The sequence below is a fragment of the Stenotrophomonas chelatiphaga genome (assembly GCF_032054965.1).
GTDB classification, from domain to species: Bacteria; Pseudomonadota; Gammaproteobacteria; order Xanthomonadales; family Xanthomonadaceae; genus Stenotrophomonas; species Stenotrophomonas chelatiphaga.
In genome coordinates, this window is the sequence record NZ_DAMBRS010000003.1 from 126,260 (window position 1) to 142,134 (window position 15,875).

Below are 15,875 nucleotides of genomic sequence, written 5' to 3' on the forward strand. Positions count from 1 at the left end.
ACGCATTCACGACCGGGGCGGCAATGCGCCGGAGGTCACGGCCGCAAGCACCGGCTCATACCCGCAGCGCGGGCGGCGCATCCTCGCAGGCATCGTCGCCCGCTTCGGCACGACACTGTTGCAGCGCGCATTCGCCAGCGGCCTCGGCATCGTCCAGCGCGCTCAGGTCGAAGGTCGCCTCGTCCTCGCCCAGCACATACATCACCGGGTAGTCCCAGGCATCGTCCACGCGCACGCCCCGCACGAACAGGGTGCCTTCGCCGCGCGGGCCCTGCACGCCGACCACCAGCCCGACTTCATGCCGCCCGTCGACGTGGGTGCGCATGCTGCCGTATGGCAGGCGCTCGGGCTGCAGGGGCTCGCCGAAGGCGCTGGCCACCTCGATGCTACAGCCGGCCCGGCGCAGCGCTTCGCGCATCGGCGCGCTGTCATGTGCCCTCTCGCTCCAGCGCAGCAGGGCCCAGCCGATGCAGCCCCCCATCACGGCCAAGCCAGCCAGCACGCCCAGCGGGAGTGCCCAGCGCCAGTGGCGAGACCATCCGCCACGTGCAGCGTGCGGAGGAAGCGGCGGCGGTGGTTGCATCAACGGGCTCCTTGCCAACAGCGGGGTCACGCGATCAGGGCTTCAGGCAGCGACCCAAGAAGTCTTCTGCTACACGATAACGATGCAGCGCATCGGCGCCGGACAGGCCGTGCTTGGCACCCGGATAGGTCATCAGCTCGAACGGCTGGCCGCGCTTCTGCAGCGCGCTCATCAGCACCGTGGAATTGCTGAACAGCACGTTGTCGTCGGCCATGCCGTGGATCAGCAGCAGCCGCGAACGCAGGCCCTCGATGTGGGTCAGCACGCGTGCTTCGGTGTAGCCGGCTTCGTTGCGCGCCGGCAGGTCCATGTAGCGTTCGGTGTAGTGGGTGTCATACAGGCCCCAGTCGGTCACCGGCGCCCCGGCCACGCCGCAGGCATAGCGGTTGGAGGCCTTGGCCAGCAGCATCAGGGTCATGTAGCCGCCGTTGGACCAGCCCTGCACCCCGATCCGCGCCGGGTCCACCCACGGCTGCTTCTGCAGCCACTCCACGCCGCGCAGCTGGTCGGCAACTTCCACGGTGCCCTGCTTGCCATACAGCGCGCCGCCGAAGTCGCGGCCGCGACGCGGGGTGCCGCGGTTGTCCAGGGAAAACACCACGTAGCCCTGCTGCGCAAGGTACTGGTTGAACAGATGGTCGCCGCGGCCCGGCCAGGCGTTGGTGACGGTCTGCGAGGCAGGACCACCGTAGACGTACACCGCGACCGGATAGCGCTTGCCGGCATCGAAGCCGGCCGGCTTGATCACGCTGTAGTTCAGCGGCGTGCGGCCGTCGGCGGCGGTCAGCGTGCCGAACTCCACCGGCAGCTGCGCGTCTTTGTAGCGTGCGTAGGGATGGGCCGGATCGGCCAGGTTGTTCTCTACCAGGGTGGCGATCTTCTCGCCGCTGGCGCGGAACAGTTCGATCTGTGGCGGCGTGCGGGTGTTGGACCAGCTGTCCACGTAGACGCTGGCGTTGCGCGCGAAACTGGCGCTGTGCATGCCCGGGGACTGCGACAGTCGCTTCGGCGCGCCGCCCTGCAGCGGCACGCTGTAGATCTGGCTTTCGCGCGCCGATTCCATGCCCGCGCGGAAGAACACCAGCCCGGCTTTTTCATCCACCGCCAGCAGCTCATCCACCGGCCACTCGCCGTGGGTCAATGCGTGCGCCTTGCCGGCCTTGTCGATGCGGTACAGATGTTCGAAGCCGCTGCGTTCGGAGGACCACAGCAGGCTGCCGTCATCGAGGAAACGCAGGCTGTTGTGCAACGGCACCCAGGTGCTGCTGGTTTCGCGGGCGAGCACGCGCTGGCGGCCGTCGGCCAGCGTGGTTTCCACCAGCTCCAGCTGGCGCTGGTCGCGGCTCTGCCGCTGGAAGCTGAGGTGCTGCGGATCGCGCCAGTCGACGCGCGCCAGGTAGATGTCCGCCTCCTTGCCGAGGTCGATCCAGCGCGGCTGTGCATCCAGCGCCGGCGCGATCACGCCCAGTTGCACGCGCACGTTGGCATCGCCGGCGGCCGGGTAGCGCTGTTCGATCACATCGGTGCGATCCGGGTAGACCTCGTAACGCTTCTGCACCGGCACCGGGCTTTCGTCGATGCGGGCAAAGGCGATCGCCGAATCATCCGGCGCCCACCAGTAACCGGTGTGGCGGTCCATTTCCTCGTCCGCCACGAACTCGGCCACGCCGTTGCCGATGGTCGCGCTGCCGTCGCCGGTCAGCTGGCGCTGCTGGCCGCTGGCCAGGTCGATCACCCACAGGTTGCGGGCGCGGATGAAGCTGACGAAGCCGCCGCGCGGGGACAGCTTGGCATCGGTGGCGAAGCCCTCGCCATGGGTGAGCTGGCGCACGGCGGCCGCGCCCTGCTTGCCCAGGTCGTACAGATACAGTTCGCCACCGAGCGGGAACAGCAGAGTGCGCGCATCCGGCGACCACTGGTAATCCACGATGCCGGTCATGGCCGCGATGCGCTGGCGCTCGCGGCGTGCCTTTTCTTCATCGCTCAGCGTTTCGGTGCCGGGCAGCACCACCTTGGAATCCACCAGCAGGCGGGTCTGCGCGCTGGCGATATCGTAGGTCCACAGGTCCAGCTGGTTGCGGTCGCTGTCCTTGCCGCGCAGGAAACTGACCTGCGATCCATCGGGCGCCACCTTGGGTTTCATCAGCGTCGGGCCGGACAGCGGCAACGCGCCGGTGATCGCTTCCAGGGTGAGTTTTTCAGCGTGGGCAGTGGTGGTGGTGGCGAGCATCAGGGCAAGGGCAGCAAACAGGTGGCGCATGAAAGGTTCCGGTATACGGCTGCCCCAATCCTAACCCGGCGCCGCCGCATGCGCGGAAGCACCGGCCAGGGTCCGCCGTCAGCGCTTGCCGAACAGGTGCCTGCGCTCCTCTTCGCTGAGCGGCTTGCCGGCATCCGGATTGACCTGCTGGCGCAGCGCGTAGGCGCGTTGGGTGGCCGGCCGCGCAGCGATTGCCTGGTGCCAGCGCTGCAGGTTCGGGAACGCGGCGAAGTCCGGCGGCAGCTTGTCGTAGGCCCCGATCCACGGGTAGCTCGCCATGTCGGCGATGCTGTACGCGCTGCCGGCCAGCCATTCGTGCTCGGCCAGGCGCTTGTCCATCACCCCGTGCAGGCGGGTCACTTCATTGCCGTAGCGTTCGATGGCATACGGAATCTTCTCCGGCGCATACACGTTGAAATGGCCCATCTGCCCGCTCATCGGGCCCAGCCCGGCCATCTGCCAGAACAGCCACTCCAGGGTTTCCACGCGCTCGCGCGGGTCGCTGGACAGGAACTTTCCGGTTTTTTCGGCCAGGTACAACAGGATCGCACCGGACTCGAACACGCTCAGCGGCGCGCCACCACTGGCCGGGGTCGGGTCGACGATCGCCGGCATCTTGTTGTTGGGCGATATGGCCAGGAACTCCGGCTTGAACTGGTCGCCGGTGCCGATGTTGACCGGATGGATGCGGTACTCCAGCCCGGCTTCTTCCAGGAACAGGGTTACCTTGTGGCCATTCGGGGTGGGCCAGTAATACAGATCGATCATGGCGGGTCACTCAGCGGGGATGTGCTGCGAGTGTAGTAGGTGGACCGGCTTGGCACTGTCTCATTGGACCAGTACTCTGCGCCCTCTCCTGCAACGCAGCATGCCGTCCATGACCCCTCAGCACCGCCCCAATCCTCTGTCCACCCTGATCTTCGCCTCGCGCTGGCTGCAGCTGCCGCTGTACCTGGGCCTGATCGTCGCCCAGGGCGTCTACGTTTACCTGTTCGGCAAGGAGCTGTGGCACCTGATCATGGACGCCAGCAGCCTGGGCGAACAGCAGATCATGCTGATCGTGCTGGGGCTGATCGACGTGGTGATGATCTCCAACCTGCTGGTGATGGTGATCGTCGGTGGCTATGAAACCTTCGTCTCGCGGCTGCGCCTGGAAGGCCACCCGGACCAGCCGGAATGGCTGAGCCACGTCAACGCCAGCGTGCTGAAGGTGAAGCTGGCGCTGTCGATCATCGGTATTTCCTCGATCCACCTGCTGAAGACCTTCATCGCCGCCGGTGCGCTGGATGGCCTGCCGCTGTGCCCGCCGGAACTGATGAACGCCGCTGCCTCGGCCGCCAATGCCGGCGCCGCCAAGTGCGCCACGCTGACCTCCACCGGGGTGTTGTGGCAGACCATCATCCACGCCGTATTCATCCTGTCGGCGATCGGCATCGCCTGGACCGACAAGCTGATGAACAGCGGCAACGGTGGGTCCCGCGACGCGCATTGACCGACCGGCAGGGGCGGCGCGGCTGCCCCTGCCCCTTCACCCGCGCGGGATGCTAGATTGCACTGCTGACAGTATCTGCCTACGGCGTCGGGAAACGCCGCAGGCTCGTGCCTGGGACCATTGCCAGGTCTTTCGTATCGTCGTATTCAAGGGGGAAACAGGATGTCGTACGTCAGGAAATCCGTCATTGTCCGTGCGCGCCTGCTGGCGCCCGCCGTCCTGCTGATCGGCCTTGCCGCCTGTTCAGGCAAGGACGAAACCGCCGCACCCGCCGCCGATGCAAAGCCTGCGGCCGCCTCGCCGGCCGCCACCGCGCCTGCCGCCGAACCGGCCGTGTCCAGCAAGGTGCAGGCGATGGGCAGCGAAGAGCTGCGCGAATCGGCCAGCCAGGCGCTGCGCGACAACCGCATGTACGCCCCCGCCGGCGACAACGCCATCGAGTACTACCTGGCCCTGCGTGACAAGACCCCGGACGATGCGTCGGTGAAGAGCGCGCTGACCGACCTGCTGCCGTACACGCTGATCGCCGCCGAGCAGAACATGGCGCGCGAGGATTTCGAGGAAGGCCAGCGCCTGATCGCGCTGATCGAAAAAGTGGACCCGAAGGCGCCGGCACTGCCGCGCCTGAAGCAGGGCATCACCCGCGGCGTGGAAGTGGCCGCGCTGCGCACCACCGAAGAGACCGAGCGGGTCAAGCGCGAAGCCGAAGCCAAGACCAAGCAGCTGGCCGAACAGCAGAAGCTGGCCGAGCAGCGCACCCGCGAGGCCGCCGCGGCCCAGCAGATCGCCGCGCAGCAGGCAGCTGCCGCGCCCGCAGCCGCCGCGCCCGCCCCGGCCGCACAGGATGCCGAACGCCAGGCCGCCGCCCGCCGTGAAGCCGAACAGCGCCAGCAGCAGGCCGCCGCGCAGGCCGCCGCGGCTGCCGCCGCACGCCAGACCGCAGCGCCGAGCCTGCGTCCGGTCAGCACGCCGGCGCCGCGCTACCCTGCCGACGCGCTGCGTTCGAATACCTCCGGCGAAGTGCTGGTGGAAATCACCGTCGGTACCGACGGCTCGGTCACCAACGCCCGCGTGCTGCGCGCCACGCCGGCCCGCACCTTCGACCGCGAAGCGCTGGCCGCCGTGAAGCGCTGGCGCTTCGAGCCGGTCGCCGCACCGGTCACCACTCGCCGCACGCTGGCCTTCAGCCCCGGCGGCTGAAAAAAGGGGACGGAGGGGATTAAGTCGTAATCCCCCCCTCCTGGTGCAGCGCGTGCCATGCCGCGATGGCATGGTACGCGTTGGCCTGATGGCATCAGGCAGCAGCGACCCGCACGCTGGATTTCCGCCCTGCCGTGGAGACCCGCGCCATGCCCCGCCGCGCCCGCCTGCTGTTGCCCGGCCTGCCTTTCCACGTCGTCCAGCGCGGCGTCAACAAAGGCGCGATCTTTGCCGATGACGTCGATCGCGACCACTTCCTGCGCGTGCTGCACAAGGCATTCGTCAAACATGACGTCGCCCTGCATGCCTATGTGCTGATGGACAACCACGTGCATCTGCTGGCCACGCCGGTGCTCCCCTGCGGCCTGGCGTCTGCGATGCGTGCGCTCGGGACTGCGTATGTGCAGGCGTTCAACCAGCGCCACGGGCGCTCCGGCCCGCTCTGGCAGGGCCGCTACCATTCCAGCCTGGTCGACAACGACGCCTATCTGCTGGCGGTGCACCGCTACATCGAACTCAACCCGGTGCGTGCCGGCCTGGTGTCTTCGCCGGAGCAGGCACGTTGGTCCAGCGTGCACGGCACCCTTGGCCTGCGTCGGGATCCCCTGCTGACCCCGCATTCCGCACTGCTGATGCTGGGCACGACGCCCGCCAGACGCAGCGCCCGCTACCGCGCCTTCCTGCAGGACCGCCGTGCTGCCGACAGGGAGTCCGCAGGCATCAGGGAACACGGCAGGACGCAGTGCCCGCTTGGCAGCGCCCGGTTCCTGCAGATGCTGGCTGAGACAGTGGGCCGGCCGGTGACCCCACGTGCACCGGGGCGTCCGCGCAAGACGGGCGACGAGACATCATGAGGGGACGGGGGCCAAGCCGAAAACGACTTAATCCCCTCCGTCCCCTTTTTTGTCAGCCGGAGATCGCGAGGCGTTCCTGGCGATAGCGATGGATCGCGGCGTACCACAGCAGGGCGGCCAGGCCGAGGTTGGCGCCGAGGTAGATCACCCAGATGGTCGGGCTGATGTGCTCGTGGCGGATCACCTTCAACAGCATCTGGTTCTGCGACAGGAACGGGATGGCGTACTGCCACACCACGCTCTTCAGCGGATACACCAGCAGCGCGTAGCTGGGCAGCATCGGCAGCAGCATCAGCCAGGTCATGTGGCTCTGGGCTTCCTTCATGCTCTTGGACGCGGCCGACAGGAAGGTCAGCAGCGAAGTGCCGATCAGCAGCATCGGCAGCATCACCAGCAGCATCTGCAGCATCGAACCCAGGCCCATGTTGAGCTGGCGGCCGACGCTGCTGTCCGACAGCTGCGCGCTGATCTTGAACGCCACCAGGGTCAGCACCAGCGAGGCGATGCCCACCGCGCAGGCGGCAGCGATCTTGCCGCTGACGATCGCGCTGCGCTTGGCCGGGGTGGCCAGCAGCGGTTCCAGCGACTGCCGTTCGCGCTCGCCGGCGGTGGTGTCCATCACCAGGTAGGCACCGCCCAGGAACGAGGTGATGGTCAGCAGCAGCGGCAGCAGCATCGACAGCATCATGCCCTGCTTGGCCTCGGCCGAGGCCAGGTCCTGGGTCGCCACGTCCAGCGGACGGGCGACCTGCGCATCAATGCCGCGTGCCATCAACCGCAACGAACCGACCTGGCCGTTGTAGGTCTGCAGGGCCGCCTTCAACCGTGCGGTGGGCACGTCGGCGGCGCGCCGGGTGCTGTCCTGCAGGATTTCCACCAGCGCCGGCCGGCCGTCGCGCCAGCGTTCGTCGAAGGCCTCGCTGATGCGCAGTGCCACGTCGATGCGCTGGTCACTGATCGCCTGGTTGAGGTCCTTCGGGGCGGGGGTCGCGTTGAGGCCCTGCGCGGCCAGGAAGCGCACCAGGTTGGGTGCGTTTTCCGCGCCGATGGTCGGGATTTCCAGCGGCTGTTCGATCTGCGACTTGACCCGGCTTTCGGCCAGCTTGCCCATGCCCAGGATCAGGATCGGATACAGCAGCGGCCCCATCAGCAGGGTCAGCGCCAGGGTGCGGCGGTCACGCGAGAGGTCGCGCAGTTCCTTGCGCATCACGGTGAACAACGTGGACATGATGCTCATGCGTGCAGGCCCTCTTCGGTGCCGATCAGTTTGACGAAGGCGTCTTCGAGGTTGCTCTCGCCGGCCTGCTCGCGCAGTTCATCGGCGCTGCCGGCGGCCATCACCGTGCCCTTGGCGACGATCACGATGTGGTCACACAGCGCGGCGACCTCCTGCATGATGTGGCTGGAGAAGATCACGCAGCGGCCTTCGTCACGCAGGCCATGCAGGAAGCGGCGCATGGCGCGGGTGGTCATCACGTCCAGGCCGTTGGTCGGCTCGTCCAGGATCACGTTGCGCGGGTCATGTACCAGCGCGCGGGCGATGGCGGTCTTGGTGCGCTGGCCCTGCGAAAAGCCATCGGTCTGCCGGTCCAGGATGTCGGCCATGTCCAGCGCGCGCGACAGCGCCTCGGTGCGCTGGGCGATGGTCCCGGCGTCCAGCCCGTGCAGCTCGCCGAAGTAGGCGATGTTCTCGCGGGCGGTAAGCCGCTTGTAGACGCCACGCGCATCAGGCAGCACGCCCAGCCGGCGGCGTACTTCGGTGGCGTCGACGTTCGCGTCGATGCCATCCACGGTGACCCGGCCCTGGTCCGGGCTCATCAGCGTGTACAGCATGCGCATGGTGGTGGTCTTGCCAGCGCCGTTCGGTCCGAGCAGGCCGGTGATGCGGCCATCCTCGGCACGGAAGCTGACGTCCTGCACCGCCTGGATGCGCCCGGTCTTGGTGTTGAATGCCTTGTGCAGGCCCTCTGCGACGATCATGGTTCCCATCCGTTGAACGAGGTGAACGCCGGCACGTGGCTCAGCGAATCCAGGCAGCCGGCATCCACTGCCTTGGCGTCTGCGGTGTCGATGTACTGGCCCAGCACGCGCGGCATGCAGCCGGCATTGATGGTGCCGTGGCCCTGTCCGCGGGCGACGATGTGGCGGCCATTGGGCAGGCCCTTCAGCACCTGCTCGGCGTAACGCGGCGGGGTCACCGGATCCAGTTCACCGGACAGCAGCAGTACCGGCAGCTCGCTCTTCAGCGGCGTGGCGGCGTCGGCGGCGGCCGTGTCGTGCGGCCACACCGCGCAGGCGGAAAAGAACATCTGCGCCACGTGCGGGCCCAGCAGGCGGTCGCTCTGCGGGGCCGGCTGGAAGCGCGGTGCATCTTCGCTGCAGATCACCGACCACTGCATGCCCCGGCTGATCTGCAGGTCCATCGCACGCGATGCGTTGCGGGTCAGCGCCGCGAGCGGGCCGTAACGTCCCTGCGCGGCTTCATCCAGCACAACCGGCAGCAGCGAGGACAACTCGGGAATGTAGGAGAAGGCAAAGATCAGCCCCAGCACGTCGTCCGGCTTGAGCACGTCCTGGCGCGCCTGCGCGGTGGCCGGATCACGGTAGTCGACGGTCACCGGCGCGGCGGCCAGGGTGTCCAGCACGCTGCGCAGCTGGGTACGGGTATTGACCGGGAAACGCTTGGCGCAGGCCGCATCCTTGATGCACTGCGCGGACTGCAGGATGATCGCGTCTTCGAAGGTGTTGGCGAAGTCACCGCCGACCACCAGATCGTTCGGCACCACCCCGTCGATCACCACGCTGCGCACGTGCTGCGGATAGCGCGCGACATAGCGCTGGGCGACGCGGGTTCCGTAGGAACCGCCGACCAGGTTGAGCTGCCCGGCACCGAGCGCCTTGCGCACGGCATCCAGGTCATCGATGGCCTGCGAGGTGGTGTAGAAACGGGGATCCGCACGGCCTTCCAGCGACTTGGCGCACTGGGCGGCGTAGCCCTGGACATACGCTTCGGTCGGATCGGCGTGCTCATCCATCGGCAGCTCCTTGCCGTCGGGGCCGAGGCAGCTCAGCGGATTGGAACCGCCGGTGCCGCGCTGGTCGATCAGGAAGATGTCGCGCTGCTTGCGCACCTGGCGCAGCGCGGTGCTGACCTGCAGCGCCACGTCGCTGGCCGCCTGGCCGGGGCCGCCGGCCAGGAAAAACACCGGATCCGGCAGGCCGCTGCCCCCGTTGTCCGCATCCAGCCAGGCAATGCGCAGGTCGATCTTCCGGCCTTCCGGCGCGGCGGGGTTTTCCGGCACGCTGAAGGTGCCGCACAACGCTTCGACATTCGCCGCAGCGACCGCGCCGGTCAGCGTGCAGGGCTTGAATTCGATCTGCCCGTAATGGCGCCCGCTGGCCCCGCCTTCGCTTGCCGAAGGTGGCGCACTGCACGCAGCACACAGGACACTGGCCAACAGCCCGGCCAGTTTCAGGTGGTTTCTGGACATCTTCCTTGCTTCCCCTTGCTGATGGTCATGCGACAAGGACGGAGCCCCGGCGCGGATGTGACCAAGTTACACCGAAGGGCGGCAATGCCGCGATGGGGGACGGCGTCGAACGGCAGGCCCGACGGCACGTCCCTTCGCCTAGGTGGCGGCGACGCGTTCATAGCCCTCACCAACGAGCCACAGCGCGATCTCGTCTTCGGTGTAGCGGGCGAGACGTTCGAAGCCGTTTCCAAATGCGAAGGCGCGGTCCTGCGCGCGTTCGATATCGCCCAGCACGTAGCGCACGCGCTGGTCCGGCGTGCGGTCGAACTGCAGGCTTCCGCGCTGCCCATGCGGGTCCACGTAGTGCAGCAGGCCCTCATGCAAGCTGAAGCAGGCAGCACACCCTGCCAGGCTGGCAGGCGCGGTATCGAGGTCATCGGAGGCCGGCGTTGCTTCGGTGCCGCGTCCTGCGGCGGCCGCGATACCCGGGTCCGGCACCCGGAGCATGCCGCCCGCTTCGAGTTGCGTGGCCAACGCCTCCAGGCTGTACACATGGTCCGCCTGCAGCCCGAAGCGACGGGCGAACGCCGGGGCGGCCGGGGCCGGGCAGTGAAGGATCGCCGACCCGCTTTGGCCGGTTGGCGGGCAGCCAGGGCGCAGCACGCCGGTCACCCGCTCATCATCAGCGTAGACCAGGCTTTCGCCGCTGACCGCAAAGCTGTTGGCGTAGAGCTCCAACGCGGGATGATCCGCGGTGGGCGGTATCACCACGGGGTTGATGAACCCGAGTGTGCGGTCGTACGGCAGGCGGTCATGCGGCGGCGTCCATGACAGCTGCTCTTCCTCGCATACCCAGAGGTTGCCGGCCGGTTCCGGAACCACGCGAAGCAGCGCGTCGGGGTCAGCGTGCCGGCTGGCGGGGCCCGGGTCGTAACGCAGGCCGCTCGCGTCCTGCAGGACGTTCAACAGCCCCCCCAGGTCGGCCGCACCAATGGTCCAGTCACGGCGTACGTCCCTGACACTCACGCCACCGTCCGCATCCACCGCCACATCCACCACCCCCGCCGCGATGCCGGGCGTTCCGGCCTCTTCGTTGGCGACCAGATAGGCAATGAACAGGTGCCGCGTGCCGCCGATATCCACGTGCTCCATGAGGCGGAAGGTATTACGCAGCAACGACATGGGGTGCTCGGCCAGCGAGGTGCCGATGGGACCGTCCAGCATCGCGACCGTGATCACCGCATACACCCGATGGGAGCCGATCACCGCCGGCTGCGGCGGATGCGCGGAAGTGGCGTGCACGGGATGCCGGAGAATCTGCATGGCGGACGTGCGCAGGGCCTTGGGGATCCGCTCCCGGATCGGATGGGCGATGGTGAGCGCCCCCCTGCCGGGAAGCACGGCGCCGGGAAACCTGAAGGTATTGGTGAAGCGCTCCCGGGCCCCGGGATGGATGCAGTATCGGGCCAGCGCGCTCTGTCCACGCAGCGCGCGCAGTTGGCTGCTCGTCTGGCGGACATCGTGGAACCGCATGCAGTGGGGTGCGGCCACGGCAGGTGGATCCACCGCGCGCGGCACGGCCGGCGCCGCCGATGCCGCGCGCGCTGTTCCGGTCCCAGGCCGCGCCCGCGGAGGGGCAAGGGTCGTCTGCGTGGGCGTGGAATGCGCGGCGCCGTCCCTGCGTCGGTCTTCCAGATCGGGCGCCTTGAAGACTGCACTTGAGGAATGGGACAACGGACCCGTCATCGATTCCCGAGCGCCATCGGCATTGGCGGCCTGCGCATGCCCGGCCATGGCGCCGCTGTTGCTGGCCGCTCCACGGATCTGGAACGCGCCGCTTTCTCTACGTGCGGGCAGCCCGCTGGCGACGTCGTCGGCGGCGGCGGCAGGATCCAGCTTGCGGCTCCTGCTGATCGTGATGCCGGCGCGCTGCCGTGGCCGGGCCGGGCGCGCGGGGGGCTTGGGCCTGGCCGGGCGCGCGGGCGCGCCTTGGCCTCCTGCACTCCTGGCAGACACCAGGGGGAACATGCCGAAGCCGCCCCGATCGGCGCGATCAGGCGGATGCGGACCGAAGGCGGCGAGCACGGCAGCCTGGTCGCCGGCCATCAAGGCGCCTGGCGACCCCCGTGCCGCCGCGATGCATGCGCCGCTGGCACAGGCATCCCGCACCGCCGATCGCGGGCGGTGATGAAGGGCGTCGAGCACACCGGACAGCATCCGGATGCCCCTGAGCGAGACCAGCACGGCGCGCTGTGGCAGCGAAAGCGGCGCGTCGCCCACAGGCTCGCGCGACTGGGTGGCCCACGCGGCGGCCGCGATGAGCAGCACCGTCGCCTGCTGCGTGGCACAGGCCTCGCGTGATCGCGGCGACGCCTCGATCAGCGCTTCGCCCACTGCGCTGAGTACGAGCGTGCCTGGAACACCGCAAACGGCCTGCATGACATCCCCGCGACGCGCAGCGGCGACGGCACGCCCCAGCTGCAGGGCATCATGCACCCAGGCGACGCCGGGAAGTTGCTGGTCTGCCCAGCGCACGGCATGGATCGCGACGATCTGCCGACCCCAGTCGACAAGCTCGCGTGACAGCGCCACCGGCAGGATCGATCGGAGCACGCCGTGCGCTGACGGCGCGTTGCTTATCCCGATCGGGCGCAGGCGGGGAGTCGGAATCAGCCGGCCAATCTGCGCCATGACGTTGACGCTGCCGGCCGTGCCGCAGGGCGGATGCTGGGCGGTGTGCATGCAGGGCGCCTGATCGGGGCGGCCATTCTCATCCGGCAACCGGCAGGGCGACTTGCAGATTCCGCGCGGACACAGCGCGCAGCGTGCACGGACGTGCGCCTTACAATGAACCTTCCTGCCCCTGGAAACCGCCGCCATCAGCCAGCCGATGTCCATCGACCGGATCAGCCTGACCACGCTGCGGCTGTTCGTGGCCGTGGCCGAGGAAGGCTCGCTGACCCGTGCGGCCGAGCGCGAAGCGATCGCCACCTCCGCCGCCAGCCGTCGCCTGAATGACCTGGAGAGCGGGCTGGATGTCGCGCTGTTCACCCGCAACTCGCGCGGCATGCAGCTGACCCTCGCCGGCGAGAGCCTGCTGCAGCACGCGCGGCGCATGCTGCTGGCCGCTTCGGCGCTGTCATCGGAACTGCTGGAATACCGTCGCGGCATCCGCGGGCACATCCGCATGCTGGCCAACCTGTCGGCCATCGTGGCCTACCTCCCCGAAGAACTGGAGCAGTTCTTCCTGACCCATCCGGACCTGCGCATCGAGCTGGAAGAACGCCCCACCGGCGGCGTGGTGCGCGGCATCCAGGAAGGCTGGGCGGAAATCGGCGTGTGTTCCGGCGATGGCGAACTGGGCGAACTGACCGCCGTGACCTTCCGCCGCGACCGGCTGGTGATGCTGATGCGGCCGGACCATCCGCTGGCCGGCAGCGGACCGCTGGCGTTCGCCGATACGCTGCCCTTCGACCAGATCGCGCTGCATGCGGAGAGCTCGATCTTCACCCGTTCGCAGATGGCCGCGCGCGATGCCGCCCGGCCGCTGCGGCGGCGCATCCACGTCCCCGGCTTCGATGCGATCTGCCGCACCGTGCAGGCCGGGCTGGGCATCGGCGTGGTGCCGGAGCCGGTGTTCGCGCTGTTCGGGCGGGCCATGCAACTGCATGTGGAAGCGCTGACCGACGCCTGGGCCCAGCGCGAGCTGAAACTGGTCTGGCGCGGTGACCGTCCGCTGTCCACCGCCGCCCAGCAGCTGGTCGATCACCTTCGACTAAAGGCGTAGGCGTTCGCGTTTCGCGAACGGTTTTTCGTCAGAAAGGCATGGCGTTACCTGATGATTGCGACCTACCCTGCCGATCTAGTCCTGGGAGGGTAGAAGATGTCCGGTCCATTGCACGGCATCCGCGTTGTTGAATTCGGAACACTGATCGCGGCCCCGTTTGCCGCGCGGCTGTTCGCCGAGTTCGGCGCCGAGGTGATCAAGATCGAATCGCCCGAGGGCGGCGACCCGCTGCGCAAGTGGCGCAAGCTGCATGGCGATACGTCGCTGTGGTGGTCGCTGCAGGCGCGCAACAAGAAGTCGGTGGCGTTGGACCTGAAATCCGCCGAGGGCGCCGAGGCGGCGCGCCAACTGGCCGCCAGCGCCGATGTGGTGATCGAGAATTTCCGTCCCGGCGGCCTGGAAAAGCTGGGCCTGGGCTGGGACGTGCTGTCCGCGCTGAATCCGGACCTGGTCATGGTGCGCATCTCCGGCTACGGCCAGGATGGCCCGTACCGCGACCGCCCCGGCTTCGGTGCGATCGGCGAGGCGATGGGCGGCATCCGCTACACCACCGGTGACCCGAGCACGCCGCCGGCACGCGTGGGTATCAGCCTGGGCGACTCGCTGGCCTCGCTGCATGGGGTGATGGGCGCGCTGATGGCGCTGCTGCGGGTCAAGACTGGCCAGGGCGGCGGCCAGGTAGTGGACGTGTCGCTGGTGGAGAGCGTGTTCAACCTGATGGAAAGCCTGGTGCCCGAACACGCGATGTTCGGCACGGTGCGCGAGCGCACCGGCGGCGCACTGCCGGGGATCAGCCCCTCCAACACCTACCCCACCGCCGATGGCGGCTTCGTGGTGATCGCCGGCAACAGTGATCCGATCTTCCGTCGCCTGATGCGCGCGATCGGCCGCGCCGACCTGGCCGATGATGCCGCGCTGGCGACCAATCCGGGCCGGGTACTGCGCAATGCCGAACTGGACGCGGCCATCACCCACTGGACCAGCGGGCTGCACATCGATGCGGTGCTGGCCGCGCTGGATGCCGCCGACGTGCCCGCCGGGCGCATCTACTCGGCCGCCGACATCGTCGCCGATCCGCACTACCGGGCACGCGGCATGCTGCTGGAAACCACCCTGCCCGACGGCCAGCCGGTCACCCTGCCGGGCATCGTGCCGAAGCTGTCGGCCACGCCGGGCCAGATGCACTGGACCGGTCCGGCCCTGGGCGAACACACCGACCAGGTGCTGGCCACGCTGGGCATGACCGCAGCGGCCATCGCCACCGCCAGCGGTCGCACCGGAGACGCCGCATGAACACCGTCCGTCCCTTGGTCGTGCAGGAAGTCTGCCTGCGTGATGGCCTGCAGATCGAACCGGTCTTCGTTGCCACCGCCGACAAGATCCGCCTGGCCGATGCGTTCAGCGCACTCGGCTTTGCGCGGATCGAAGTCAGCAGCTTCGTCTCACCCAAGGCAGTGCCGGCGCTGGCCGATGCCGCCGAGGTGTTCGCCGGCATGCAGCGCGCGCCGGGCACGGTGTACGTAGCGCTGGTGCCGAACCTGAAAGGCGCCGAGCGTGCGCTGGCCGCCGGTGCGGGTGAACTGAACCTGGTGATGTCGGCCGGGCAGACCCACAACCTGGCCAACATGCGCATGACCACCGACGAAAGCTTCGAGGGCTTTGCGCGGATCGCCGCGCTGCCACGTGGCGACGTGCTGCTCAACGGCAGCGTGGCGACCGCGTTTGGCTGCCCCTTCGAGGGCGCGCAGCCGGTCGCCAAGGTGCTCGACCTGGTCCGCCGTTACCTGGACCTGGGCTGCACCGGGATCACCCTGGCCGACACCACCGGCATGGCCAATCCGCGCCAGGTCGCCGCGCTGGTGGAGCAGGCGTTGCCGCTGGTCGGCGCCGATGCGCTGACCCTGCATTTCCACAACACGCGCGGGCTGGGCCTGGCCAACGTGGTGGCTGCCTATGATGCCGGGGCGCAGCGTTTCGATGCCGCGCTGGGCGGCCTCGGCGGGTGCCCGTTCGCTCCCGGTGCCTCCGGCAACATCTGCACCGAAGACCTGGTGGCGATGTGCGAAGAGATGGGCATCCCGACCGGGTTGGACCTGCCTGCGCTGATCGCCCTGTCGCGCGGACTGCCGGCGCTGGTCGGCCATGAGACCGCCGGCCAGGTCGCCAAGGCCGGCCGGGTCGCCGACCTGCATCCCGCACCGCCCGGGCTGCGCGCCGCGTAAGCCT

General features: G+C 68.6%; 13 protein-coding genes. 6 read left to right on the top strand and 7 right to left on the bottom strand.

The window, feature by feature from the left end; all coding sequences use genetic code 11:
• Positions 1-55 precede the first annotated feature (55 nt).
• The 3 genes from RTX79_RS06790 to RTX79_RS06800 form a co-directional block, all read right to left on the bottom strand.
• Positions 56-583 (bottom strand): cytochrome c oxidase assembly factor Coa1 family protein, encoded by a 528-nt coding sequence (locus tag RTX79_RS06790; RefSeq protein ID WP_312682894.1) that lies wholly within the window; start codon positions 581-583, stop codon positions 56-58.
• A 34-nt stretch (positions 584-617) separates the two neighbouring features.
• Positions 618-2,843 carry a S9 family peptidase gene (locus RTX79_RS06795; RefSeq protein ID WP_312682895.1) on the bottom strand — a complete coding sequence of 742 codons (2,226 nt, stop codon included), beginning with the start codon at positions 2,841-2,843 and terminating at the stop codon, positions 618-620.
• A gap of 78 nt (positions 2,844-2,921) precedes the next feature.
• Positions 2,922-3,611 carry a glutathione binding-like protein gene (locus RTX79_RS06800; RefSeq protein WP_312682896.1) on the bottom strand — a complete coding sequence of 230 codons (690 nt, stop codon included), beginning with the start codon at positions 3,609-3,611 and terminating at the stop codon, positions 2,922-2,924.
• A gap of 109 nt (positions 3,612-3,720) precedes the next feature.
• Between RTX79_RS06800 and RTX79_RS06805 the strand changes: the two genes are divergently transcribed.
• The 3 genes from RTX79_RS06805 (at position 3,721) to RTX79_RS06815 (ending at position 6,389) form a co-directional block, all read left to right on the top strand.
• A complete protein-coding gene (locus RTX79_RS06805) occupies positions 3,721-4,335 on the top strand; it encodes a TIGR00645 family protein (protein WP_309682527.1) in 615 nt (204 codons plus the stop codon).
• A 162-nt stretch (positions 4,336-4,497) separates the two neighbouring features.
• On the top strand, positions 4,498-5,535 hold the full coding sequence (locus RTX79_RS06810; RefSeq protein ID WP_057508561.1) for an energy transducer TonB: 1,038 nt from the start codon (positions 4,498-4,500) through the stop codon (positions 5,533-5,535).
• A 149-nt stretch (positions 5,536-5,684) separates the two neighbouring features.
• A complete protein-coding gene (locus RTX79_RS06815; RefSeq protein WP_312682897.1) occupies positions 5,685-6,389 on the top strand; it encodes a transposase in 705 nt (234 codons plus the stop codon).
• 52 nt (positions 6,390-6,441) lie between these two features.
• Here RTX79_RS06815 and RTX79_RS06820 read toward each other — a convergent pair whose 3' ends face one another.
• The 4 genes from RTX79_RS06820 to RTX79_RS06835 form a co-directional block, all read right to left on the bottom strand.
• Entirely contained in the window at positions 6,442-7,626 is a 1,185-nt protein-coding gene (locus tag RTX79_RS06820) for an ABC transporter permease (protein WP_309682519.1), read from the bottom strand.
• Positions 7,623-8,369: an ATP-binding cassette domain-containing protein gene (locus RTX79_RS06825; RefSeq protein ID WP_123700115.1), complete on the bottom strand. Its 747-nt coding sequence runs from the start codon at positions 8,367-8,369 to the stop codon at positions 7,623-7,625. Before RTX79_RS06825 ends, RTX79_RS06820 begins: the two co-directional genes overlap by 4 nt.
• The gene (locus RTX79_RS06830; RefSeq protein WP_312682900.1) at positions 8,366-9,880 is read right to left on the bottom strand and encodes an alpha/beta hydrolase; all 1,515 of its coding nucleotides are present in this window, start codon (positions 9,878-9,880) and stop codon (positions 8,366-8,368) included. Before RTX79_RS06830 ends, RTX79_RS06825 begins: the two co-directional genes overlap by 4 nt.
• A gap of 138 nt (positions 9,881-10,018) precedes the next feature.
• A complete protein-coding gene (locus RTX79_RS06835) occupies positions 10,019-12,604 on the bottom strand; it encodes a hypothetical protein (protein WP_312682901.1) in 2,586 nt (861 codons plus the stop codon).
• Positions 12,605-12,752: 148 nt separating this feature from the next.
• Between RTX79_RS06835 and RTX79_RS06840 the strand changes: the two genes are divergently transcribed.
• From RTX79_RS06840 to RTX79_RS06850, 3 genes are all read left to right on the top strand, one after another.
• Positions 12,753-13,649, top strand: coding sequence for a LysR substrate-binding domain-containing protein (locus tag RTX79_RS06840; RefSeq protein ID WP_312682902.1), 897 nt, complete (start codon positions 12,753-12,755; stop codon positions 13,647-13,649).
• A gap of 96 nt (positions 13,650-13,745) precedes the next feature.
• Positions 13,746-14,942 (top strand): CaiB/BaiF CoA transferase family protein, encoded by a 1,197-nt coding sequence (locus tag RTX79_RS06845; protein ID WP_312682903.1) that lies wholly within the window; start codon positions 13,746-13,748, stop codon positions 14,940-14,942.
• Positions 14,939-15,871, top strand: a complete 933-nt coding sequence (locus RTX79_RS06850) for a hydroxymethylglutaryl-CoA lyase (protein WP_312682904.1) — start codon at positions 14,939-14,941, stop codon at positions 15,869-15,871. Before RTX79_RS06845 ends, RTX79_RS06850 begins: the two co-directional genes overlap by 4 nt.
• Positions 15,872-15,875: the final 4 nt, after the last annotated feature.

Coding starts and splice junctions, on each gene's coding strand:
- RTX79_RS06800 (WP_312682896.1), bottom strand. CDS start 3,611: ATGATCGATCTGTATTACTGGCCCACCCCGAATGGCCACAAGGTAACC.
- RTX79_RS06805 (WP_309682527.1), top strand. CDS start 3,721: ATGACCCCTCAGCACCGCCCCAATCCTCTGTCCACCCTGATCTTCGCC.
- RTX79_RS06825 (WP_123700115.1), bottom strand. CDS start 8,369: ATGATCGTCGCAGAGGGCCTGCACAAGGCATTCAACACCAAGACCGGG.
- RTX79_RS06850 (WP_312682904.1), top strand. CDS start 14,939: ATGAACACCGTCCGTCCCTTGGTCGTGCAGGAAGTCTGCCTGCGTGAT.
- RTX79_RS06835 (WP_312682901.1), bottom strand. CDS start 12,604: ATGCACACCGCCCAGCATCCGCCCTGCGGCACGGCCGGCAGCGTCAAC.
- RTX79_RS06815 (WP_312682897.1), top strand. CDS start 5,685: ATGCCCCGCCGCGCCCGCCTGCTGTTGCCCGGCCTGCCTTTCCACGTC.
- RTX79_RS06790 (WP_312682894.1), bottom strand. CDS start 583: ATGCAACCACCGCCGCCGCTTCCTCCGCACGCTGCACGTGGCGGATGG.
- RTX79_RS06845 (WP_312682903.1), top strand. CDS start 13,746: ATGTCCGGTCCATTGCACGGCATCCGCGTTGTTGAATTCGGAACACTG.
- RTX79_RS06810 (WP_057508561.1), top strand. CDS start 4,498: ATGTCGTACGTCAGGAAATCCGTCATTGTCCGTGCGCGCCTGCTGGCG.
- RTX79_RS06840 (WP_312682902.1), top strand. CDS start 12,753: ATGTCCATCGACCGGATCAGCCTGACCACGCTGCGGCTGTTCGTGGCC.
- RTX79_RS06795 (WP_312682895.1), bottom strand. CDS start 2,843: ATGCGCCACCTGTTTGCTGCCCTTGCCCTGATGCTCGCCACCACCACC.
- RTX79_RS06830 (WP_312682900.1), bottom strand. CDS start 9,880: ATGTCCAGAAACCACCTGAAACTGGCCGGGCTGTTGGCCAGTGTCCTG.
- RTX79_RS06820 (WP_309682519.1), bottom strand. CDS start 7,626: ATGAGCATCATGTCCACGTTGTTCACCGTGATGCGCAAGGAACTGCGC.